19 protein-coding genes and 2 pseudogenes are annotated in these 21,098 nt (G+C 74.3%); 11 read left to right on the forward strand and 10 right to left on the reverse strand.

Features of this window, described 5'->3' with window-relative positions; translation table 11 throughout:
• Positions 1 to 124: 124 nt before the first annotated feature.
• The 3 genes from dapF to miaA all read right to left on the reverse strand — a co-directional run bounded on the left by dapF (position 125) and on the right by miaA (position 2,714).
• On the reverse strand, positions 125 to 1,000 hold the full coding sequence (gene dapF, locus ABT403_RS30755; RefSeq protein ID WP_344166012.1) for a diaminopimelate epimerase: 876 nt from the start codon (positions 998 to 1,000) through the stop codon (positions 125 to 127).
• A gap of 96 nt (positions 1,001 to 1,096) precedes the next feature.
• A complete protein-coding gene (locus ABT403_RS30760; protein WP_344166703.1) occupies positions 1,097 to 1,663 on the reverse strand; it encodes a hypothetical protein in 567 nt (188 codons plus the stop codon).
• Between the two features lie 112 nt (positions 1,664 to 1,775).
• On the reverse strand, positions 1,776 to 2,714 hold the full coding sequence (gene miaA, locus ABT403_RS30765) for a tRNA (adenosine(37)-N6)-dimethylallyltransferase MiaA (protein WP_344166010.1): 939 nt from the start codon (positions 2,712 to 2,714) through the stop codon (positions 1,776 to 1,778).
• Positions 2,715 to 2,931: 217 nt separating this feature from the next.
• On the opposite strand from miaA, the gene ABT403_RS30770 reads away from it, so the two are divergent.
• Both ABT403_RS30770 and ABT403_RS30775 read left to right on the forward strand, forming a co-directional pair.
• Positions 2,932 to 3,126 carry a gliding motility protein gene (locus tag ABT403_RS30770; RefSeq protein ID WP_344166008.1) on the forward strand — a complete coding sequence of 65 codons (195 nt, stop codon included), beginning with the start codon at positions 2,932 to 2,934 and terminating at the stop codon, positions 3,124 to 3,126.
• Positions 3,127 to 3,174: 48 nt separating this feature from the next.
• A complete protein-coding gene (locus tag ABT403_RS30775; RefSeq protein ID WP_344166006.1) occupies positions 3,175 to 3,420 on the forward strand; it encodes an antitoxin in 246 nt (81 codons plus the stop codon).
• A gap of 103 nt (positions 3,421 to 3,523) precedes the next feature.
• Here the strand turns inward: ABT403_RS30775 and ABT403_RS30780 are convergent, their stop codons facing one another.
• The gene (locus ABT403_RS30780) at positions 3,524 to 4,231 is read right to left on the reverse strand and encodes a class III extradiol dioxygenase subunit B-like domain-containing protein (protein ID WP_344166004.1); all 708 of its coding nucleotides are present in this window, start codon (positions 4,229 to 4,231) and stop codon (positions 3,524 to 3,526) included.
• Between the two features lie 138 nt (positions 4,232 to 4,369).
• Positions 4,370 to 5,890, reverse strand: a complete 1,521-nt coding sequence (miaB, locus tag ABT403_RS30785) for a tRNA (N6-isopentenyl adenosine(37)-C2)-methylthiotransferase MiaB (protein WP_344166002.1) — start codon at positions 5,888 to 5,890, stop codon at positions 4,370 to 4,372.
• A gap of 157 nt (positions 5,891 to 6,047) precedes the next feature.
• Here miaB and ABT403_RS30790 point away from each other — a divergent pair, with 157 nt between their 5' ends.
• On the forward strand, positions 6,048 to 7,043 hold the full coding sequence (locus tag ABT403_RS30790) for a TAXI family TRAP transporter solute-binding subunit (RefSeq protein WP_344166000.1): 996 nt from the start codon (positions 6,048 to 6,050) through the stop codon (positions 7,041 to 7,043).
• 9 nt (positions 7,044 to 7,052) lie between these two features.
• On the opposite strand, the gene ABT403_RS30795 is transcribed toward ABT403_RS30790, so the two are convergent.
• The 3 genes and pseudogenes from ABT403_RS30795 to ABT403_RS30805 form a co-directional block, all read right to left on the reverse strand.
• Positions 7,053 to 7,976, reverse strand: coding sequence for an ROK family protein (locus tag ABT403_RS30795; RefSeq protein WP_344166701.1), 924 nt, complete (start codon positions 7,974 to 7,976; stop codon positions 7,053 to 7,055).
• A gap of 109 nt (positions 7,977 to 8,085) precedes the next feature.
• Positions 8,086 to 8,667 (reverse strand): annotated as a pseudogene (locus ABT403_RS30800) (substrate-binding domain-containing protein); the annotation flags it as partial.
• A 429-nt stretch (positions 8,668 to 9,096) separates the two neighbouring features.
• Positions 9,097 to 9,627 (reverse strand): annotated as a pseudogene (locus ABT403_RS30805) (LacI family DNA-binding transcriptional regulator); the annotation flags it as partial.
• Between the two features lie 356 nt (positions 9,628 to 9,983).
• Between ABT403_RS30805 and ABT403_RS30810 the strand changes: the two are divergent.
• Together ABT403_RS30810 and ABT403_RS30815 are read left to right on the forward strand one after the other, a co-directional pair.
• Positions 9,984 to 11,237 carry a glycoside hydrolase 5 family protein gene (locus ABT403_RS30810; RefSeq protein ID WP_344165998.1) on the forward strand — a complete coding sequence of 418 codons (1,254 nt, stop codon included), beginning with the start codon at positions 9,984 to 9,986 and terminating at the stop codon, positions 11,235 to 11,237.
• Positions 11,238 to 11,317: 80 nt separating this feature from the next.
• The gene (locus ABT403_RS30815; protein WP_344165996.1) at positions 11,318 to 13,423 is read left to right on the forward strand and encodes an endo-beta-N-acetylglucosaminidase; all 2,106 of its coding nucleotides are present in this window, start codon (positions 11,318 to 11,320) and stop codon (positions 13,421 to 13,423) included.
• A 4-nt stretch (positions 13,424 to 13,427) separates the two neighbouring features.
• On the opposite strand, the gene ABT403_RS30820 is transcribed toward ABT403_RS30815, so the two are convergent.
• Positions 13,428 to 14,843, reverse strand: coding sequence for a sensor histidine kinase (locus tag ABT403_RS30820; RefSeq protein ID WP_344165994.1), 1,416 nt, complete (start codon positions 14,841 to 14,843; stop codon positions 13,428 to 13,430).
• 12 nt (positions 14,844 to 14,855) lie between these two features.
• Positions 14,856 to 15,569, reverse strand: coding sequence for a response regulator transcription factor (locus ABT403_RS30825; protein ID WP_344165992.1), 714 nt, complete (start codon positions 15,567 to 15,569; stop codon positions 14,856 to 14,858).
• Between the two features lie 283 nt (positions 15,570 to 15,852).
• On the opposite strand from ABT403_RS30825, the gene ABT403_RS30830 reads away from it, so the two are divergent.
• The 6 genes from ABT403_RS30830 to ABT403_RS39090 all read left to right on the forward strand — a co-directional run bounded on the left by ABT403_RS30830 (position 15,853) and on the right by ABT403_RS39090 (position 21,096).
• Positions 15,853 to 16,638: an amino acid ABC transporter ATP-binding protein gene (locus tag ABT403_RS30830; protein ID WP_344165990.1), complete on the forward strand. Its 786-nt coding sequence runs from the start codon at positions 15,853 to 15,855 to the stop codon at positions 16,636 to 16,638.
• Positions 16,639 to 16,736: 98 nt separating this feature from the next.
• On the forward strand, positions 16,737 to 17,591 hold the full coding sequence (locus tag ABT403_RS30835) for a glutamate ABC transporter substrate-binding protein (RefSeq protein ID WP_344165988.1): 855 nt from the start codon (positions 16,737 to 16,739) through the stop codon (positions 17,589 to 17,591).
• 84 nt (positions 17,592 to 17,675) lie between these two features.
• Entirely contained in the window at positions 17,676 to 18,350 is a 675-nt protein-coding gene (locus ABT403_RS30840; protein WP_344165986.1) for an amino acid ABC transporter permease, read from the forward strand.
• The gene (locus tag ABT403_RS30845) at positions 18,347 to 19,240 is read left to right on the forward strand and encodes an amino acid ABC transporter permease (RefSeq protein WP_344165984.1); all 894 of its coding nucleotides are present in this window, start codon (positions 18,347 to 18,349) and stop codon (positions 19,238 to 19,240) included. Before ABT403_RS30840 ends, ABT403_RS30845 begins: the two co-directional genes overlap by 4 nt.
• 164 nt (positions 19,241 to 19,404) lie before the next feature.
• Entirely contained in the window at positions 19,405 to 20,976 is a 1,572-nt protein-coding gene (locus tag ABT403_RS30850; RefSeq protein WP_344165982.1) for an FAD-dependent monooxygenase, read from the forward strand.
• A 72-nt stretch (positions 20,977 to 21,048) separates the two neighbouring features.
• The gene (locus ABT403_RS39090) at positions 21,049 to 21,096 is read left to right on the forward strand and encodes a hypothetical protein (protein ID WP_311314449.1); all 48 of its coding nucleotides are present in this window, start codon (positions 21,049 to 21,051) and stop codon (positions 21,094 to 21,096) included.
• Positions 21,097 to 21,098: the final 2 nt, after the last annotated feature.

Consider the following 21,098-nt stretch of genomic DNA (forward strand, 5'->3'; position numbering starts at 1 on the left):
TTCGACCGGCGGTGGCGGGCATGGGGTGAGCCCTCAGGGCCGGTGCCTGATGTTACCGACCCCACCACGTGGCGCAGTCCGCCTCTCGCTCAGCGTGAAACGGATCACCCATGAGAGGGAACCTTCAGGCGAAAGCCGTTTCGGTGAGCCAGTCCGCTTCGAACTCGCCGGAGGCCACGATGACGGCCGGTCCGGTCATGTCGATGCGACCGTCGGGGTGTTCGGTGATGACGAGGGTACCGCCGGGAAGGTCAACCGTGTACGAGACGGGCTCACCGGTGACGGCGGGGTCGGCGCCGTCACGGCGGATCGCGGCCACGGCGACGGCGCAGGCGCCCGTCCCGCAGGAGCGGGTCTCGCCGGAACCGCGCTCGTGGACGCGCATGGCCACGTGCCGCGGGCCGCGGTCGACGACGAACTCGACGTTGACCCCGGTGGGGTAGGCGGAGGCCGGGCTGAAGGGCGGGGGGCTGTACAGGTCGCCGGCGTCGTCGAGGCTTTCAACGAACGCGACGGCGTGCGGGTTCCCCATGTTCACGTTCCGCGCGGGCCAGGAGCGCTCGCCGACGGAGACGGTGACCTCTCCCTCGGGGAGCAGGGCGCTGCCCATGGAGACCGTGACGTCGCCCGTCTTCGCGAGGTGGACCTGCTTGACCCCGCCCCGGGTGGCGACCGCGAAGTCGCCGGGCTCGACGTGTCCGGCGTGGTGGAGGTAGCGGGCGAAGACGCGTACGCCGTTGCCGCACATCTCGGCGACGGAGCCGTCGCTGTTGCGGTAGTCCATGAACCACTCGGCCTCGTCGGCCAGGTGCGCGGCCTCGGGGTGGGCGGCGGAGCGCACGACGTGCAGCACACCGTCCGCCCCGATGCCGGCCCGGCGGTCGCACAGGGCGGCGACGGCGGTGGGCGGCAGTTCGACGGCGTTGTCCGGGTCGGGGACGATCACGAAGTCGTTCTCGGTCCCGTGGCCCTTGAGGAAGGGGAGGGTGGTGTGCGTCACGAGCCCATCGTACCGAGCGGGCCTCGGCCCCGGCCGACGGGTTCGGCATGTGGGCGGCGTGCGTCCGGGAGGCGGTCGCCGCCGTGTCCGCGCCGGTCAGCGCAGCCGGGCCACCCGGTAGACGGCCAGCGCGACGACGACGAGCGCGACCAGCGCGTACAGCGCGGCGATCCGCCAGTCGGGGCGGCGGCCGCTGCCCCGGGACGGAAGCCCGGGCCAGGAGTAGCCGACACGGCGCGCGGCCATCATGCCCCAGCCACCCGCGCAGGAGCTGATGAGGAAGCCGAGCATGGCGACGACGGCGCCGCCGTCGCCGAACTCGAAGGCGAGCGGGAAGGCGAACATCAGGGAGCCGGCGGCGGCCAGCATCACGATGGGGGCGATCTGCCAGATGCGCAGTCTGCGCTGGGGCCGCAGCTCGACCTCGACGGCCGGGCCGGCGGCGGCCTCGGTGCCGGGCTCGGGGGCGTCGGGGCCGTCGGGGGTCAGCCGCGCGGGGTCGGCGGGCAGGCCGAGACCGCCGGGGCCGTCCGGGCCGCCGGGGGCTCCCGGCGCGCCGGGGCCCGCGGGCTCGCCGGCCGTCGCGGGCAGAGCGGACGGGTTCACGTCCGTTTCCCGCTCGGTGTCGTCCCGCCCGGTGTCTCGCCGAGGGCCGGCCTCCATAGCCACGCGCCCTCCCCACTTCGGACTCCGCACGCCACTGTTCAGAAGTTTGATGATGGCACGGTCCCGGGCCCGTGACGGGCGCTCGGGGCGTCCCGATGCCATCACGTGATCAGGCTGTGACCGCTCGTTCGACCAACGACTGCGCGAGTCGGGGGAGTTCCCCCCGGTCGGCGGCGGCTCCGCTGAGCCAGTGGACGCGGGGGTCGCGGCGGAACCAGGAGTCCTGGCGGCGGGCGAAGCGCTTGGTGGCCCGCACGGTCTCGGCCCGGGCCTCGTCCTCGGTGCACTCGCCGGCGAGGGCGGCCAGTACCTGCTGGTAGCCGAGGGCCCGGGAGGCGGTGATGCCCTCGCGCAGCCCCCGCGCCTCCAGGGCGCGGACCTCGTCGACCAGGCCGGCCTCCCACATGCGGTCGACGCGCGTCGCGATGCGCTCGTCGAGCTCGGGGCGGGCGACGTCGACGCCGATCTGGACGGTGTCGTAGACCGACTCGTGGCCGGGCAGGTTGGCGGTGAAGGGCTTGCCGGTGATCTCGATCACTTCGAGTGCCCGGACGATGCGGCGGGAGTTGCCGGGGAGGATCGCGGCGGCCGCGGCCGGGTCGGCGGCGGCGAGGCGGGCGTGCAGGGCGCCGGGGCCGTGCTGGGCGGCCTCCTCCTCCAGCCGGGCACGGACCTCCGGGTCGGTGCCGGGGAACTCCATGGCGTCGAGGGCGCCGCGGACGTAGAGGCCGGACCCGCCGACGAGGACCGGGGTGCGGCCCTGGGCGAGGAGCTTGTCGATCTCGGCGCGGGCGAGGCGCTGGTACTCGGCGACGCTGGCGGTCTCGGTGACGTCCCAGACGTCGAGGAGGTGGTGGGGGACCCCGCCGCGCTCGTCCATCGTCAGCTTGGCGGTGCCGATGTCCATCCCCCGGTAGAGCTGCATGGAGTCGGCGTTGACGACCTCGCCGTCGAAGTGGCGGGCCAGGGCGACGCCCAGGTCGGACTTTCCGGCCGCGGTGGGACCGACGACGGCGATGACCCGCGGGGCGGGGGCTGCATTCCTCACCGACACAGTCTCGCAAACCCCGCAGCGTGTACCCGATCGGGTGAGGTGACGGGGTGTGTCCGGGGTCGTTGCCCTGAAGAGGTTCCGGCCCGGCGCGCGCCTGGCGCACATCTGGTGGAGGCCGGTCCGGCCACAGCGGAACTTCACCCGCACGAGTAACGTTATGGGAGTAGACATGGGCGTTTTTGACCGGATTTTTCGCCGTAAGGACGAGGCAGTGACCGAACAGGTCTCCGCCGAGACCGCCCCGGCGGAGACGCCGGCCGCGGAAACCTGCCCGGCCGGTGGGGCCGGGCAGGCCGAGGCGGCTGCGACCGGGGCTCCCGAGGCGGAGGCCGCCGTGGAGATCCCGAAGCAGCAGTCGGCGGAGGTGGCCGCGGACAGCGAGACCGGCGAGGGCGCCCGTACCTAGCCACCGCTTCCCCGGGCTCCGTCCGGGGGGACCCCAGGAAGGTGACCCATGGGCCTGCTCGACAATCTGAAGGCCAAGCTCGCCCCGGCCAAGGAGAAGGTCGGCGATCTCGCACAGAAGCACGAGGGGAAGATCGGCGAGGGCCTGGACAAGGTCGCCAAGGTCGTGGACTCCAAGACCCATGGCAAGTACAGCGACCGGATCACGACCGGTACGGACAAGGCGAAGGACGCCCTGGGCAAGGTCGCGCACAAGGACGCCCCCGGCGGGCCGACGCCGCCGGCGGCTTCCTGAGGCAGGGCGCCGCCGAGGAGCGGCGCGCCGGGATCAAGGGGCGTGGGACCGAGGGTCCCGCGCCCCTTCGCCGTACGCCGTCACGCCCGGCGGTGCGCCGGGGTCAGGACCAGGCGGCCACGAAGTAGCCGACCCCGTAGGGGGCGTCCTCGTACAGGAGCCGCCCGCCCAGGCCCGCGCCCTCGGCAGCGCCCGCCAGAACCTGCCAGGGGGCCCGTCCGGCCGCCTGGAGCTCGGCGGCGAGTACGGGGTCCAGCGCGGCCAGCGCACCGGTGTCGGCGGCGCCCAGGGCGCGGCCGGCGGCGGCGTCGAAGGCGGCGGCGCGGTCGTCGAGGTAGCCCGGGGCCTTCAGGGTGCGGCAGGCGCTGCCGTCGCCCATGACCAGCAGGGCGACCCGCTCGTCGGCGGCGGCGAGCTCGCGGCCGGTCTCCAGGCAGCGGCCGGCCTCCAGGGACTCGGCGACGGCGAGCCCCTCGACGGGGGCGGCGCCCCACCGCGCGCGGCCCAGCAGCCAGGCGCCGACGGCGAGGGAGGCGGGCAGCGGGCGCGGCCCCTCCTCGCCCTCCCCGAGACGGACCTCGGCGTCGACGCCGAAGCCGTGGAAGCCGCCCCGGGAGCCCTGCGGGTACGTCCCCTGGTGGTCGGCGTCGGCGCTGCCGACCACGACCAGCACGTCGGGCCGGGAGGCGGCCAGCACGGCGAGCGCGTCGGAACAGGCGGTACGGGCCCCGTCGAGCTCGGCGGCGGCGCCGGCGGCGACCTCCGGCACGAGGAGCGGCGGGGCGGGGCAGACGGCGGCGGCTACGAGCATGATCCGCAGCCTAGGCGCTGTCGTGCCGATCGGGCCAGACGTCCCGGCGCGGCGGCCGGTGGCCCGCCGCGCCGGTGCCGGGAAGGATCCCGGGCCGGTCCGGGGCCGGTCCGGGAGCGGCCCTGGGTCAGTCCGGGGTCAGTCGATCGCGCAGCCCGAGGTCGCCACCGGCAGCGGGGCCGGGACGCCGAGGGTGGGGATGCCGAGCATGACGCCCTGGGGCTGGGCGGGGGCGGCGTTGCGCTTCTCCCAGGCGTCGCCCGCGCGGGTGCGGCGCACGGCGGTGGTCGGGCCCTCGGCCAGCAGGTGGTGCGGGGCCGCGTAGGTGATCTCCACGGTCACCACGTCGCCCGGGCGGACCTCCTCGTCCGGCTTGGTGAAGTGGACCAGGCGGTTGTCGGGGGCGCGGCCCGAGAGGCGGGCGGTGGCGCCGTCCTTGCGGCCCTCGCCCTCGGCGACCATGACCTCCAGGGTGCGGCCGACCTGCTTCTTGTTCTCCTCCCAGGAGATCTCCTCCTGGAGGGCGACCAGGCGCATGTAGCGGTCCTGGACGACCTCCTTGGGGATCTGCCCGTCCATCTCGGCGGCCGGGGTGCCGGGGCGCTTGGAGTACTGGAAGGTGAAGGCGCTGGCGAAGCGGGCCTCGCGGACCACGTGCATCGTCTGCTGGAAGTCCTCCTCCGTCTCCCCGGGGAAGCCCACGATGATGTCGGTGGAGATCGCGGCGTGCGGGATGGCGGCGCGGACCTTCTCGATGATCCCGAGGAAACGCTCCTGCCGGTAGGACCGGCGCATGGCCCGCAGGACCGGGTCCGAACCCGACTGGAGCGGCATGTGCAGCTGCGGCATCACGTTCGGGGTCTCGGCCATGGCGGCGATGACGTCGTCGGTGAAGTCCTTCGGGTGCGGGGAGGTGAAGCGGACCCGCTCCAGGCCCTCGATCTGCCCGCAGGCGCGCAGCAGCTTGCTGAAGGCCTCGCGGTCGCCCAGGTCGGAGCCGTACGCGTTGACGTTCTGGCCGAGCAGGGTGATCTCCGAGACGCCCTCGGCGACCAGCGCCTCCACCTCGGCGAGGATGTCGCCGGGACGGCGGTCCTCCTCCTTGCCGCGCAGCGCCGGGACGATGCAGAAGGTGCAGGTGTTGTTGCAGCCGACGGAGATGGAGACCCAGGCGGCGTACGCGGACTCGCGGCGGGTCGGCAGGGTGGAGGGGAAGGCCTCCAGCGACTCGGCGATCTCGATCTGGGCCTCCTCCTGGACGCGGGCGCGCTCCAGGAGGACGGGCAGCTTGCCGATGTTGTGCGTGCCGAAGACCACGTCGACCCAGGGGGCCTTCTTGACGATGGTGTCGCGGTCCTTCTGGGCGAGGCAGCCGCCGACGGCGATCTGCATGCCGGGGCGCTTGGTCTTCATCGGGGCGAGGCGGCCGAGGTTGCCGTACAGCTTGTTGTCGGCGTTCTCGCGCACCGCGCAGGTGTTGAAGACGACCACGTCGGCGTCGCCGTCGGAGCCCTCGGGGGCCCGGACGTAGCCGGCGTCCTCCAGCAGACCGGAGAGTCGCTCGGAGTCGTGCACGTTCATCTGGCACCCGTAGGTGCGCACCTCGTAAGTTCCCTTGGGGTCCACCACTGCCGGGCTCCGGTCGCTGCTGCTGGTCATGCAACAAGGGTAGGCGGTGCCGGACGGCCCCCCGTCCCCCCTCCGGCGGAGGCCCGGGGCCGGGCGGCCGGGCGGCCCCGGGCGCGGCGGGCCGGCCGTGACGGGACGGGCGGGCGGCCCGTGACAGGACGGGCGGGCGGGTGGGAGGATCGCGGGCATGCCCCTCGTACCACCCCGTGTCACCCCGCGCCGCCTCCTCGTGGGGCTGGCCGCCGTACTGGCCCTGGCCGGGGTGCTGCTGTGGTGGCTGCGGCCCTTCGGGGAGCCCGCGCTCACGGGGCGGCTCACCTTCAGCACGGGTGTCCGTACCGGCGTCTACCACCGCTACGGGCAGCTGCTGGAGCAGGCCCTCGCGCAGGACATGCCCGGGGTCAAGGTCCGGCTGGAGCCCAGTGAGGGCTCCCAGCAGAACCTCCAGCGGGTGGCCTCGGGCGAGGCCGACTTCACCATCGCGACGGCGGACGCGGTCGCCAAGTACCGGGCCGACGGGAAGCCGGGCGCGGAGCAGCTGCGCGGGTGCGCCCGGCTCTACGACGACTACGTCCAGCTGGTCGTGCCCGCCGGGTCGCCGGTGCAGTCTGCCCGTGACCTGCGGGGCAAGCGGGTCGCGGTCGGCCAGGAGGGCTCGGGGGTGCGGCTGGTCTCGGACCGGCTGCTGCGGGCGGCCAAGCTGGACCCGGCCCACGACATCACCCCGGTCGCCATCGGCATCGACACCATGCCGGCGGAGCTGCAGGCGGGGCGGATCGACGCCTTCTTCTGGTCGGGCGGGCTCCCGACGAACGCGGTGCGCGAGCTGTCGGAGCGCTTCGACATCCGGCTCGTCCAGCTCGGCGACCTGGTGGAGCAGCTCCAGGCCAGCGGGAGCCCCGCGCGGTACTACCGGGCGGCGGTGATGCCGCAGGACGCGTACGCGCGGGCCCGCAACACCTCGTCGGTGGCCACGCTGGCCGTCCCGAACCTGCTGGTCACCAAGGAGGGGACGGACGCCCGGCTGACGGAGCAGTTCACCCGGACGGTGATCCTGAGCCGGGACCGGATCGGGCACGAGGTGCACGCGGCGCAGCTGGTGGACCTGAGGACGGCGATCTACACCGACCCGCTGGACCTGCACGAGGGGGCCCGGCGGTACTACCGCTCGGTCAAGCCGTAGCCCGCGCCGTCAGCCGGCGGGCGCCAGCATCATCGCGGCGGCCGCCGCGCCGATGATCCCGGCGTGGGTGCCGAGCGCGGCCGGGACGACCCGCAGGTCCTGGACGAAGGACAGGGTGGCGTACGAGGCGAGGTGGCGCCGGACCGGTCCGAAGAGGGTGTCCCCGCTGGCGGCGACCCCGCCGCCGATCACCGCGATGTCGGTCTCGACCAGGGTGGCGGTGGCCGCGATGGCGGCGGCCAGGGCGCGCCCGGCGCGGTCGAATGCGGCCAGCGCCACCGGGTCGCCCGCCCCGGCGGAGGCGGCGACGCCCGCCGCCGTCGGGTCGGGGCCGGTCCAGCCCTGGTCGCGGGCCCAGCGGGCGATGGCGGTGCCGGAGGCGAGGGATTCGACGCAGCCGCGGCCTCCGCAGACGCAGGGCTCGCCGTCGAAGGCGACGCTGATGTGGCCGATGTGGCCGGCGTTGCCGGTGGGGCCGGCGTGGAGCCGGTCGTTCAGGACGAGGCCGCCCCCGACACCGGTGGAGACCACCATGCACAGGGCGTTCGCGTACCCCCGGGCGGCGCCGAGCCAGTGCTCGGCCGCGGTCATGGCCACCCCGTCGCCCGCGAGGACGACCGGGACTCGGGCCCCCCGGGCGCCCAGTTCGGCGGCGACCCGCTCCTGGACGGGGAAGCCGCGCCAGGCGCCGATGTTGACCGGGCTGACCGTGCCCCGCGAGGTGTCGACCGGGCCGGCGCTGCCGATGCCGCAGCGGACGGCCCGCTCCCACTGGGGGGCTCCGGACAGTTCGGCGATCACCTCGGTGACGGCCGCCATCACGGCCTCCGGGTCCGTCGCGCGCGGGGTCGGGCGGCGGGTGGCGGCGGTCATCGAGCCGTCGGGGTGGACCAGCGCCCCGGCGATCTTCGTCCCCCCGATGTCGATGGCCACGGTCGGGCCGTCGGCCTCGGCCGCGGCGGACGCCGCCGTGGCCGCGCGCGGGGTGGGGAAGGCTGAGGTGGGGGTGGTCACGGGAGCACTCCTGAAAAGGGGTCGGATCTCAGTATGCGGCCGGCGGCGGGGCCGTACTCCCGCGGGGTTCCAGCCGGGGCAGCTCGCTCTCCCGGACCCGGGGCGGGGCGCCGGCGAGGACGGAGAGCAGTTCCTCGGCGGCGAGCCGGCCGAACCCGGCGGTGTCCCGGACCAGGGCGGTCAGCGGCGGGTTCGTGACCCGGCACAGGGCCGAGTCGTCCCAGGCGACGATGGAGAGCCGCCCGGGCACCGGGATCCCCAGTCCGGCGGCGACCGCGCTGCCCGCCACCGCCATCACGTCGTTGTCGTAGACCAGGGCCGTGGGCGGCTCGGGCTCGGCGAGGACCCGGCGGGTGGCGGCCGCGCCCTCGGCGTCGGAGTAGTCCGTGGGCACCGAGCGCACCCGGCCGGGCGGTATCCCGAGCCGTGCGGCCTCGGCGCGCAGCGCGGCGATCCGGCGGGCGGTGTGGGCGAGGCCGGGCAGGCCGGCGATGTGGACGATGCGCCGGTGGCCGAGCCCGTGGAGGTGGCCCAGGACCTCGGCCATAGCCCGGGCGTCATCCGCCCGCACCACCGCGAGCCCGGCCCGCCCACCGTCCCCGGCCCGGCCGTCCGGCCCGGATCCGGGGCCGGGGCCGGCACCGGGCTCCTGGCCGCCGCCGGGCCCGGGGCCAGAGCCAAGGTCGGGGCCGGGGCCGGGGCCAGAGCCTGGGCCGGGGCCGGGGCCGCCGCCAGGCCTGGGGCCAGAGCCAAGGTCGGGGCCGGGGCCGGGGCCGGGGCCGGGGCCGGGGCCGGAGCCAGAGTCAGGCTCCCGGCCGCCGCCGGGCCCGGGGTCGGGGCCAGGGCCGAGGCCGGTGCCAGGGCCAGGCTCGGTGCCAGGGCCGGGGCCGGGGCCGGGGCCAGGGCCAGGGCCAGGACCGGGGCCAGGACCGGGGCCGGGGCCAGGACCGGGCTCCCGGCCGACGCCGGGCCCGCCCACGGCGGCCGTGCCCCCGCCGCCCGTCAAGGCACCGTCGGTCACCGCACCGCCCGTCACGGCACCGTCCGTCACCGCACCACCGGTTCCGGCACCGTCCGTTCCGGCGCCGTCGGTCACGTCGCCCGCGCCGCCGCCTATCACCACCGCCGGCAGTCCCAGCCGGGTCAGCAGGGCCGGGCGCGGGTCCGTGGTGCGGGGGTCGACGACGAGGACCCCGTCCACCCGGCGCTCGGCCCACCAGCGGCGGTAGACGGCGCATTCGGCCTCGACGTCCTCGACCACCTGGAAGAGCAGGGCCGTCCCGGCGGCCGAGAGCACCTCCTGTATGCCGGAGACCAGGCGCAGGAAGAAGGCCTCGGCACCGAGGGTGTGCGCGGGACGGGCCAGCACCAGTCCGACGGCGCCGGAGCGTTCGCCGGACAGGGCCCGGGCGGCGCTGTTGGGCCGCCAGCCCAGCTCCTCCGCGACCCGGCGGATCCGGGCGCGGGTGTCCTCGGAGACGCCCGGTCTGCCGTTCAGCGCGAAGGAGACGGCGCTCTCCGACACCCCGGCCCGGCGGGCGATGTCCTTGATGGTGGGTCTGCGCGCCATGGCCGTGCCTGCCTCATCCCTCGGTGGCGGGGTCGACGTGGTCGACGTGGACCGCGTTGGCCGGACGGTACGCGATCCGGCCCCGGTCGTCCGCCCCGGCGGCGGGCCGCCACGCCCCCCGGAGCGGCTTGAACCTCCCGAGCCGGTACGCGCGCGCCCGTACCGAACCGCACGAGCGGCGACGGGTTCACCGGCCCGCCGCCCTTCCGCCGCGACGGCCGGAGCCCACGAGTCACCGCCCGCCGGAATCCGGCCGAAGGCCCACGGAGGCCCTCGGAGGCCCTGTTGACTTCCTCCGGACAGCCCCGGCAGTTTGTGGGTGTCCGGCGAATTCCCCTTGGACTCCGGGACTCCTCATGGACCGCGCCGCCCGCCCCCGCGCCGTGCGCTTCGGCGTGAACTACACCCCGACCCGGGGCTGGTTCCACCACTGGCTGGACTTCGACCTGGACGAGGTCCGGGCCGACCTGGACTCGGTCGCCGCGCTCGGCCTGGACCACGTACGGGTCTTCCCGCTGTGGCCGCTCTTCCAGCCCAACCGGACCCTGATCCGGCCGCGCGCCGTCGAACAGCTCGTCGCGCTCGCCGACGCGGCCGCCGAGCGGGGGCTCGACGTGGCCGTGGACGGCCTCCAGGGGCACCTCTCCAGCTTCGACTTCCTGCCCGCCTGGACCCGGACCTGGCACCGCCGGGGCCTGTTCACGGATCCGGACGTGACGGCCGGCCAGGAGGAGTACCTGCGCACCCTGGCCGGGGCCCTGTCCGGACGGCCGAACTTCCTGGGCATGACCGTCGGCAACGAGGTCAACCAGTTCTCCGACGACCCCCACCCCGACCCCGACCGGATCACCGCCGCCCAGGCCGGGCGGTGGCTGGAGCGGATGCTGGCCGCCTGCGAGGAGGGCGCGCCGGGCCGGTTCCACCTGCACGCCGAGTACGACGCCGTCTGGTACCGGGACGGGCACCCCTTCACCCCCGCGCAGGCGGCCCGGCTGGGCGCGGCCACGGCCGTGCACTCGTGGGTGTTCAACGGCACCGCGCAGCGCCACGGCCCCACCGGGACGGCCACCGAACAGCACGCCGCCTACCTGATCGAGCTGTCCAAGGCATGGGCCGAGGACCCGCACCGCCCGGTGTGGCTCCAGGAGGTCGGGGCGCCGGCGCCGCTGGTGCCGCCCGAGGGGGCGGCGGAGTTCACCGAGGCCACCCTGGCGGCCGCGCTGGACTGCCCCGGCCTGTGGGGGGTGACCTGGTGGTGCTCGCACGACGTGTCCCGGGAGCTGGCGGACTTCCCGGAGCTGGAGTACGGGCTGGGCCTGCTCACCGCCGGACGCCGGCTCAAACCCGCCGGGGCCGCCGTCGCCCGGATCGCCGGGGCCCTGCGCGGGCGGGAGCACCGCCCGCCCGTACGGTCCACCGCGCTCGCCCTGGACGCCGGCTCGCCCCGCTCGGCGTGCGCGCCCGGCGGTCCCTTCTTCGAGGCCTGGGCGGTGCTCGCGGCGCGGGGGGTGCGGCCGGCGGCGGTACGGGAGGAGGACGCCGGGGACCCGGCCCGGCTGGCCGCGCGCGGCATCACCGAGGTGCTGCGCGTGCACGACGTCCTGGCCTGACCCGAGCCGCCCCGCCTCCGCCCCCGCCCCCGCCTCCGCCTCCGCCTCCGCCTCCGCCTCCGACCCCGAGGAGCCCCCGCATGTCCGAACCCGGCAACGGCGCCGGTCCTCGTACCGCCGCCCCCTTACCTCCGGCGCGCCGTACCGTCCTGGCCCTGGGCGCCGGGGCCGGTGCGGCCGCCCTGCTGCCCCCGGCCGCCCGCGCGGCCGGCGCCTCCCCCTCCCCGGGGGGCGGGGCCCTGGCCCCGTACGCCTCCTACTGGTTCCCCGACTCCCTCCCGGCGGGCGTCCCCGGGCCGGGCGTCGTCTGGCGCTCCCTCAGGGAGTGGAGTCCGTCGTCGGATCCGGACCTGGCCCACAACACCGCGAGCGTCCCTCTGGCCCCGCGCTTCACTCCGGTCCCGGCGAACCGGGACGCCCGCGCGGGCCAGGCCCGGATCACCTCGCTCGTCTCCTTCGGGCCCACCTCCGGCAACCCCTCGCAGGGCTCGGCGAGCGCCGACTCCTACGCGCTGACGCACTGGGCCTACCTCGACGAGCTGGTGTTCTGGGGCGGTTCGGCCGGCGAGGGCCTCGTCCTCGCGCCCAACGCGCCCGTGGTCGACGCCGCCCACCGCAACGGGGTCCGGGTCCTCGGCAACGTCTTCCTGCCGCCCGTCGCCTACGGCGGCGACCTGCGCTGGACCCGGGACCTGGTCCGCCGCGAGGCCGACGGCCGCTTCCCCCTCGCGGAGAAGCTGGCCGAGGTGGCGGCGGCGTACGGGTTCGACGGCTGGTTCGTCAACGCCGAGACGGACGGCGGGGACAGCGCGCTGGCCACCCTGATGCGGGGGTTCCTGCGCGCGCTGCGGGCCGCCGGTGAGCCGCACGGCCTGCGCATCACCTGGTACGACGCCATGAACAGCACCGGCGCGGTGGGCTGGCGGGGCGCGCTGGACGAGCTCAACCGCGAGTTCTTCGAGGACCGGGCGGGCAGGGTCTCGGACACGATGTTCGTGGACTTCCGCTGGACGCCCGGGTCCCTGGCCGCCTCGGGCGGCCTCGCCGAGCGGCTGGGCCGGTCCCGCCACGAGCTGTGGGCGGCCGTGGACGTGGAGTCCCGGGGCTGGGACGCCGCGGTCGACTGGGAGGCGATCGTGCCGCGCGGGCGCGACCATGTCGTCAGCCTCGGCTTCTACCGGCCGGAGTGGACCCGCGAGCACCTCGCCGACCGCTCCCCCGGCGCCTTCCACCGCGCCGACGACCGGTTCTGGACGGGCGAGTCCCTGGACCCCGCCCGCCCCGCGCCCGACGCGCCCTGGCGGGCGCCGGCGTCGGCCGTCGCCGACCGGTCCACCGTCAGCGGGCTCCCGTTCGCCTGCTCCTTCAACACCGGGCACGGGCTGCGCTGGTACGAGGGCGGCGCGGTGGTCTCCGAGGCCCCCTGGAGCCATCTCGGGCTCCAGGACCGGCTCCCCGGGCGCCGCTGGGTGGTGGACACCGACGGCGAACGCCCCGAAGTCGGCCTGGATTTCGCGGACGCCTGGCGCGGCGGCTCCAGCCTGCTCGTGGCGGGCTCCCTCACCGCGCCCGCCGCCGTCGGCCTGCACGCCGTCCGGCTGCCGCTGACCCCTTCCACGGTCGCGGAACTGGTCCACACGGGCGGCGCGGACCCGGTGGACGTCGAGCTCGGGGTGGCCGTCCGCGAGCCGGCCGCACCGGGCGCCCCGGTCCCCTACACCTGGCTCCGGGCCGGCACGGCGGGCGGCGCCGGGGGCTGGCGGACCTCCCGGATCCCCCTCGCGGCGCTGGCCGGGCAGACCGCGCACGCCCTCGCCGTACGGATCACCGCGCGCGGTACGGCGCCGGTGTCGTGGCGGCTCGGAGCCCTGTCGGTACGCGACACCACCGCCGGGCGGCACCCGGCCCCGCCCTCGCACCTGAGGGTCGACGCCTCGGCCCGCCGGGGCGCGGAAGCCGAGCTCCGCCTGTCCTGGCGCCGGGCGGCCGGGCCCGTCCGGCACTACGAGCTGTACCGCCGCCTGCCGGACGGCGCCCGCCGCTTCCTGGCCGGCACCTGCGGGACCGCCCTGTACCTGCCGCGCCTGGGGCGGGCCGGGCGGGAGCGGGCGGCGGCGTTCGAGCTGCGGGCGGTGGACGAGACGTACACGGCCTCGGCCCCGGCCCGGGCCGGTTTCCCCTGGTGAGGGCTCAGGCCGTCTCGTCCGGACCGGTGCGCGGGACGGACACCGTGACGCGCAGCCCGTGCGGGGTGTTCTTCGCGTAGGAGAGGGTGCCGCCGCCGGTGGCGAGCAGGGCCCGGGAGATGGACAGGCCCAGCCCGGAGCCCTTGACGTTCTGGTGGCGGCCGCTGCGCCAGAAGCGGTCGCCGACCCGCTGGAGCTCCTCCTCCGTCAGGCCGGGACCGTGGTCGGCGACGACGACGAGGGCGCTGCCGCCCTCCGCGGAGACCGACACCTCGACCTCCTCGCCGGCGGGGGTGAACTTCAGGGCGTTGTCGATGACGGCGTCGAGGGCGCTGGACAGGGCGATGGGGTCGGCCCAGCCGGTGACGGCGGACCGGCCCGTCTCGCTGAGCCGTACGCCCTTCTCCTCGGCGTACGGCCGCCAGGAGGCCACCCGCTCGGCGGCGAGGGCGCCGATGTCGGTGAGGCTGATCTCGGCGGAGGCGTGCTCGGCCAGCGCCAGGTCGAGGAGGTCGTCGAGCACCTGGGCCAGGCGTTTGCCCTCGGTGCGCACGGAGGCGATCTCCTCGTTGCCCTCGGGGAGTTCGAGGGCGAGGAGCTCGATCCGCAGGAGCAGCGCGGCGAGCGGGTTGCGCAGCTGGTGGGAGGCGTCCGCGACGAACGCCCGCTGCTGCTCCAGTACCTCTTCGACGTTGTCGGCCATCTCGTTGAACGAGCGGGCCAGGCGTCGGAGTTCCGGGGGGCCGCTCGCGGCGGCGACGCGGGAGTTCATGCGTCCGGTGGCGATGCCGTGGGCGGCCGCGTCCAGGGTCCGGACGGGCCTCAGCACCCAGCCGGTCAGGCGCAGCGCGGCGCCGAAGGCGGCGAGCATGGCGGCGGCGAGTCCGGCCGCGATGAGCAGCCAGCCGTGCAGGATGCGGGCGCGCATCTGGTCGGTGGGCGATTCGGTGGCGACGACGGCGACCACGTCGCCGTCGAGGACGACCGGGGAGACGACGAGGAGTTTGCCGTTGACCTGCCAGGGCCAGACCTGTCCGGGGTCGTGGCTGCGGCGTCCGGCGAGGGCCTCCTCGAAGGAGCGCCGGGCCTCGCCGGAGTCGGGCAGCTGCCACCAGCCGGGGGCGCGGACCATGGCGTTGTCGTCGCGGTAGAAGATGCCGACGCGGATGCCGTACAGCTCCTGGTAGCGGGCGAGTTCCAGCTGGAGGGTGTCGCGCCGCTCGTCGGCGCCGGTGGCGCCGGAGCCCTCGGCGTCGATGACGAACTGGGCGAGGGCGGCGAAGCGGGCGCTGTCGTCGATGCGGTCGACGACCACCCTCTGCTGCTGGGCGGCGGCGAGGCTGACGGCGAGCGGGAAGCCGAGGGCGAGCAGCACGCCCGCCATCAGGACGACGAGGAGCGGGAGCAGGCGGGCGCGCACGGCGGGGCCCCGCTAGGGCGCGGCCGGGGTGACGAGCCGGTAGCCCACCCCGCGGACGGTCTCGATGAGGGCGGGCATGCCGAGCTTGGAGCGGAGGGAGGCGACGTGGACCTCAAGGGTGCGGCCGGTCCCCTCCCAGCTGGTGCGCCAGACCTCGCTGATGATCTGCTCGCGCCGGAAGACCACCCCGGGCCGCTGTGCGAGCAGGGCCAGGAGGTCGAATTCCTTGCGGGTGAGGGGGACGTCGGTGCCGTTGACGGTGACGCGCCGGGTCGGCAGCTCGACGGCGACCGGGCCGAACCGGACCAGGCCGGGTTCGCCACCGGGGGCCGCGCCGGGGGCGGCGGGCTCCTCGGTCGTGCCGGTGCGCCGGGCGACGGCGTGGATGCGGGCGAGGAGCTCGCCGGTGTCGTACGGCTTGACCACGTAGTCGTCGGCGCCCATGTTCAGGCCGTGGATGCGGGAGCGGACGTCACCGCGGGCCGTCACCATGATCACGGGGGTGCTGGTGCGCTTGCGGATCTTGCCGCAGACCTCGTAGCCGTCCTGGTCGGGCAGGCCGAGGTCCAGCAGGACCACACCGAAGGGTTTGGCCCCGGCGGGCAGCAGCGCCTGGAGGGCCTCCTCGCCGTTGCGGGCGTGGGTGACCTGGAAGCCGTGCCGCGCGAGGATCGCGGACAGGGCGGCGGCGACGTGGTCGTCGTCCTCGACGAGCAGCAGTCTCATGGTCGTCCCCCTCTCCTTCTCTCGCTCTTGGGGTTCCGTTCGGACGGCGGATGGCCACCATGCATCCACGCCGATGAAGACTCCCACGTCAAGGGTGTTCCGGCCCGGCGAGTCTTCCGTTATGCACCCGGTACGCGTACATCGTGCACCCGTGGCGGCAGAGCACGGAGCGTATCGTCGCGAGGCCGTATCGTTATGCTCAATTCTCGCTCAGATGTGATGACGCTGTGCGCGCCCCGTCACTACTGTCCTGCCAACCGACGGAGGACGGAGCAAGAAGCCGATGAGCGGAGTATCAGTGGCCAAGGACGCGCAGGACGCGGCTGGCGCCGCGGACGGCCTGGTCGTACTGAGCAACGTCAACAAGCACTTCGGCGCGCTGCACGTGCTTCAGGACATCGATCTGAGCATCGCCCGCGGCGAGGTCGTCGTGGTGATCGGTCCTTCGGGATCGGGCAAGTCGACGCTGTGCCGGACCATCAACCGGCTGGAGACCATCGACTCGGGGACCATCACGGTCGACGGGAAGGAACTGCCCTCCGAGGGCAGGGAACTGGCCCGGCTCCGCGCCGACGTGGGCATGGTCTTCCAGTCGTTCAACCTGTTCGCGCACAAGACGGTGCTGCAGAACGTGATGCTGGGTCAGCTGAAGGTCCGCAAGACGGACCAGGCCGCGGCGGCGGAGAAGGCGAAGTCGCTCCTGGACCGCGTGGGCGTCGGCTCCCAGGCCGACAAGTACCCGGCGCAGCTGTCCGGCGGCCAGCAGCAGCGCGTGGCGATCGCCCGCGCGCTGGCGATGGACCCGAAGGTGATGCTCTTCGACGAGCCCACCTCGGCCCTCGACCCGGAGATGATCAACGAGGTGCTGGAGGTCATGCAGCAGCTCGCCCGCGAGGGGATGACGATGGTGGTCGTCACGCACGAGATGGGCTTCGCCCGCTCTGCGGCCAACCGGGTCGTCTTCATGGCCGACGGGAAGATCGTCGAACAGGCCACCCCCGAGCAGTTCTTCAGCAACCCGAAGAGCGACCGCGCCAAGGACTTCCTGTCCAAGATCCTGCACCACTGACGCCCGCGTCTGGTAGTGATCCGGTCGACGGCGCACGCCGTCGCACACGACGTGTCCAGCTCGTCGTACAACAACGTCTCACCTGAGGGAAGTTCACCATGAAGGTTCTCAAGGCCGGCGCGGCAGTGGCCACGGCCGTCGTCCTCGCGCTGACGGCGACCGCCTGTGGCGGCGGCAGCAAGGACACGGCGAGCGACGCGGGCGCCTCCGGGGGCACCAAGTCGGACAAGATCGTCATCGGCATCAAGTTCGACCAGCCCGGCATGGGCCTGAAGACCCCCGACGGCAAGTACGAGGGCTTCGACGTCGACGTGGCGACCTACGTCGCCAAGGAGCTCGGCTACCAGCCGGACCAGATCGAGTGGAAGCAGGCCGTCAGCGCCGAGCGCGAGAACCTGATCTCCAACGGCGACGTCAAGTTCATCGCCGCCACCTACTCGATCAACGACAAGCGCAAGGCGAAGGTCGACTTCGCCGGCCCGTACTTCCTGGCCCACCAGGACCTGCTGGTCCGCGCCGACGACAACTCGATCACCAAGGTCGAGGACCTCAACAAGAAGAAGCTCTGCTCCGTCACGGGCTCGACCTCGGCGCAGAACATCAAGAAGGACCTGGCCAAGGAAGCCGACCTCCAGGAGTTCCCGGGCTACTCCGAGTGCCTGACGGGTCTGGAGAACAAGGCCGTCGACGCCCTCACCACGGACGACTCGATCCTCGCCGGCTACGCCGCGCAGGAGAAGAACAAGGGCAAGTTCAAGCTCGTCGGCCTGAAGATGAGCAACGAGAACTACGGCATCGGTCTGAAGAAGGGCGACAAGGACCTCCAGACCAAGATCAACGCCGCCCTCAAGAAGATGGTCGCGGACGGCAGCTGGGAAGCGGCCGTGAAGAAGAACCTCGGCCCGGCCAACTACAAGAACGAGCCTGCCCCGCAGATCACCGAAGGCAGCTGATTTCCCGGTGGGGTGCGCCGCCGCCCGCCCGTCCGCGGGCGGCGGCGCGCCCCGCCGGCCATCCTGGGGAGAGCGCAGGGCATCGTGTTCGACTTTCTTGATTCCGGGCAGTACGACCTGCTCGGAGCCTTCTGGGTGACGGTTCAGCTCACCCTCTACTCGGCGGTGGGCTCCCTGGTCTGGGGCACCGTCCTGGCCGGGATGCGGGTCAGCCCGGTCCCGCTGATGCGGGCCTTCGGCACCGCGTACGTGAATCTGGTCCGCAACACCCCGCTGACCCTGCTGATCATCGGCAGCTCGCTGGGCCTGAGCCAGACCCTGAGCATCAACCTGGGCGGCGGCACCTTCAAGGAGATCGGCTTCCGCCTCGCCGTCCTCGCGCTGACCGCCTACACCGGCACCTTCGTCTGTGAGGCCCTGCGCTCGGGCATCAACACCGTGCCCGTGGGCCAGGCCGAGGCGGCCCGCGCGCTGGGGCTGAGCTTCTTCCAGGTGCTCACCCTGATCGTGCTCCCCCAGGCCTTCCGGGCGGTCATCGCGCCGCTCGCCAACGTACTGATCGCCCTCACCAAGAACACCACGGTGGCGGCGGCCATCGGCGTGGCCGAAGCGGCCCTGCTGATGAAGGAAATGATCGAGAACGAGGCGGACGCGCTCTTCGCCGTCTTCGGGATCTTCGCCCTCGGTTTCTGCCTGCTGACCCTGCCCACCGGTCTGCTGCTGGGCTGGGTGGCCAAGCGAGTGGCGGTGAAGCGATGAGCTCCGTGCTGTACGACGTCCCCGGCCCCAGGGCCAAGGTCCGCAACTGGATCTACACGGCCGTCTTCCTGGTCCTGTTCGCGCTCGCCGCCTGGTGGATCCTGTCCGTCATGGCGGACAAGCACCAGCTCGACGCCGACAAGTGGAGCCCCTTCGTCACCGACGGCCGGGTATGGACCACCTACCTGCTCCCGGGCCTCGGCGAGACCCTGCGGGCCGGTGCGATCGCCATGCTGATCGCCCTGCCGCTGGGCGCCCTGCTGGGCATCGGCCGGCTCTCCGACCACGCCTGGGTGCGCGTCCCGGTCGGCACGGTCGTCGAGTTCTTCCGCGCCATCCCGGTGCTGATGCTGATGATCTTCGGCTCGGCGTTCTTCGTGCAGTTCGTGCCCGCCGTGTCCTCGGACTTCCGGCCCCTGTACGCGGTGATCACCGGCCTGGTGCTGTACAACGCGGCGGTCATCGCCGAGATCGTCCGGGCGGGTGTGCTCTCCCTGCCGCGCGGCCAGACGGACGCCGCCAAGGCGATCGGCATGCGCAAGGGCCAGACCATGGTCCACGTGCTCATCCCGCAGGCCGTCACGGTCATGCTGCCCGCCCTGGTCAGCCAGCTCGTGGTCATCCTCAAGGACACCGCGCTCGGCGGTTCGCTGCTCGGCCTGACCGAACTGCTCGCCGCCAACCGGCAGATCTCGGCGAACTACAGCAACACCATCCCCACGCTCGTGGTGATCGCCCTGATCTACATCGCGGTGAACTTCGCCCTCACCTCCTTCGCCTCCTGGCTGGAGGGCCGGCTGCGGAAGTCGAAGAAGGGCACCGGCACCGTGCTCGCCGTGGCCGAGGTCGACGACCTGGCCACCGGCGCCAACTCGGCGGCCGGGGCGTAGGGGGCTGACGTCCGGTCAGTCCGGCATGATGCGTAGCCTGTGTGGTGCGGCGGAGCTCTCCGCCGCACCACACCGCGTTGTCCGGACCGGGGTCACTTGACGCCGGAACCTCCAGTGGGTTGCATACGTTCTGTGATCACATACCGGACATCGGGAGCCGCATCATGGACCCGGTGATCGTCGTCGGCTCGGGCCCGGTCGGACTCTCCCTGTCCCTCGCCCTGGCCGGCCACGGCGTGCCCTCCGTCCTCCTCGACGAAGGACCCGGCAAGGACGAACCCCGGCCCGCCCGCAGCGTCGTCCTGCACTCCGACACCGCGGCCATGGCGCACCGGCTGGGCTGTACGACCCTGCGCGACGAGGGCGCGCGGTACGCGGCCTGGCGCACCATGAGGCGCCGTCAGGAGTCCGGGCGGATCACCTTCGAGGACCACCCCGCCCCCCTGCACCTCCCCCAGCACGCCCTCACGCGCGGGCTGCGCGCCGCCGCCGCGGCGCACCCGCTCATCCAGCGGGTCACCGACTCCAAGCTCGACTCCCTGGAGCAGGACGGGCGCGGGGTCACCGCGCACACCCGGGGCTCCGAGACCACCTGGTGGCGCGGCAGCCACCTGGTCGGCTGCGACGGCGCCCGCTCCACGGTACGCAAGCTGCTCGGCATCCGCTTCCCCGGCCGGACCGCCGTCGAGCGGCACGCCGTGGCCGCGCTGCGCGCCGAACTGCCCTGGCCCGGCGAGGCGTTGCTGCACCGCAACCCGCCGTCCGGGCCCGAGGAGATCACCGCCCGGCCGCTGCCCGACGGGGTCTGGCGGCTGGACTGGCTGCTGCCCGCGCGGGGGGAACTGGTCACACCGGACGCCCTCGTCACCCTCATCCGCGACACCCTGGCGCTCTGGTGCGGGGGCAGCACTCCCCCGTACGACCTCATCGACACCGGGGTGCACACCCTGCACCACCGCCTCGCCCGGCGCTGGCGTGACGGCCGGGCCTTCCTCGCCGGGGACGCGGCGCACCTGCTGGGCGCGCTCGGCACCCAGGGCGTCGAGGAGGGGCTGCGCGACGCGGAGAACCTCGCCTGGAAGCTGGCCCTGGACTGGCACCAGGGCGCCTCCGACGCCCTGCTCGACAGCTACGAGGGCGAGCGGCGCACCGCGGTCGCGGCCCGGCTGCGCGCCGCCGACCAGGCCCTGCCCGTCCTGCGCGGCGGGGGCGGCCTGCGCACCCTGCTGCCCGGGTCGGGGCGGTCCGCCGAAACCCTGCTGACCGACGGGCACCTGGGGCGGGGCCCGCTGGGCGGCCGTCCGGTGTACGCCCCGCCGGTGGCCGTACGGGAGGTCCCGACGGACACGGAGCCGGGCGGGCCCGTGGCGAACGTGCCCGTCTCCGCGCCCGACGGGTCCACCGTCCCGCTGCGCGACCTGCTGGGGCGGGGCCGGCTGCTGGTGCTGCTGGTCGCACCGGGCACCGGGGTGTGGGACCGGCGGCACTGGCTGGGGGCCGGGCTGATGCCCCGGCTCGCCGCGGCCGTGACCGCGCTGCCGGTGCCGGCGGACCTGCTCGTGGCGGACGGCTACCCGGGGGCCCCGGCGCACACCGTGCTCCTCGTACGGCCCGACGGGCACCTGGCCGCGACCTTCGCGGGGGTCCGCCCGGCCGAGCTGTACGCGGCCGCGGACGCCGTCCGGGCCGGTGCCCCGGCCGGCGCTCCCGCCACACCCGCCCCTGTGATCGATTGACCGCCCTCGGGGACTCGTGGTTCACTCGCCGACATGACCGGCAACGACGTACGCCTGTGGCGGAGGGTTCACATGGACCTGCTCCGCTACGCGGGCTGCGTGTGTCGCCCCTCCTGCTGATT

Source organism: Streptomyces sp. NPDC000075, from assembly GCF_040301925.1.
Taxonomy (GTDB): Bacteria; Actinomycetota; Actinomycetes; order Streptomycetales; family Streptomycetaceae; genus Streptomyces; species Streptomyces polychromogenes.

Coding starts and splice junctions, on each gene's coding strand:
- ABT403_RS30760 (WP_344166703.1), bottom strand. CDS start 1,663: ATGGAGGCCGGCCCTCGGCGAGACACCGGGCGGGACGACACCGAGCGG.
- ABT403_RS30775 (WP_344166006.1), top strand. CDS start 3,175: ATGGGCCTGCTCGACAATCTGAAGGCCAAGCTCGCCCCGGCCAAGGAG.
- ABT403_RS30780 (WP_344166004.1), bottom strand. CDS start 4,231: ATGCTCGTAGCCGCCGCCGTCTGCCCCGCCCCGCCGCTCCTCGTGCCG.
- miaB (WP_344166002.1), bottom strand. CDS start 5,890: ATGACCAGCAGCAGCGACCGGAGCCCGGCAGTGGTGGACCCCAAGGGA.
- ABT403_RS30790 (WP_344166000.1), top strand. CDS start 6,048: ATGCCCCTCGTACCACCCCGTGTCACCCCGCGCCGCCTCCTCGTGGGG.
- ABT403_RS30810 (WP_344165998.1), top strand. CDS start 9,984: ATGGACCGCGCCGCCCGCCCCCGCGCCGTGCGCTTCGGCGTGAACTAC.
- ABT403_RS30815 (WP_344165996.1), top strand. CDS start 11,318: ATGTCCGAACCCGGCAACGGCGCCGGTCCTCGTACCGCCGCCCCCTTA.
- ABT403_RS30825 (WP_344165992.1), bottom strand. CDS start 15,569: ATGAGACTGCTGCTCGTCGAGGACGACGACCACGTCGCCGCCGCCCTG.
- ABT403_RS30830 (WP_344165990.1), top strand. CDS start 15,853: ATGAGCGGAGTATCAGTGGCCAAGGACGCGCAGGACGCGGCTGGCGCC.
- ABT403_RS30835 (WP_344165988.1), top strand. CDS start 16,737: ATGAAGGTTCTCAAGGCCGGCGCGGCAGTGGCCACGGCCGTCGTCCTC.
- ABT403_RS30845 (WP_344165984.1), top strand. CDS start 18,347: ATGAGCTCCGTGCTGTACGACGTCCCCGGCCCCAGGGCCAAGGTCCGC.
- ABT403_RS30850 (WP_344165982.1), top strand. CDS start 19,405: ATGGACCCGGTGATCGTCGTCGGCTCGGGCCCGGTCGGACTCTCCCTG.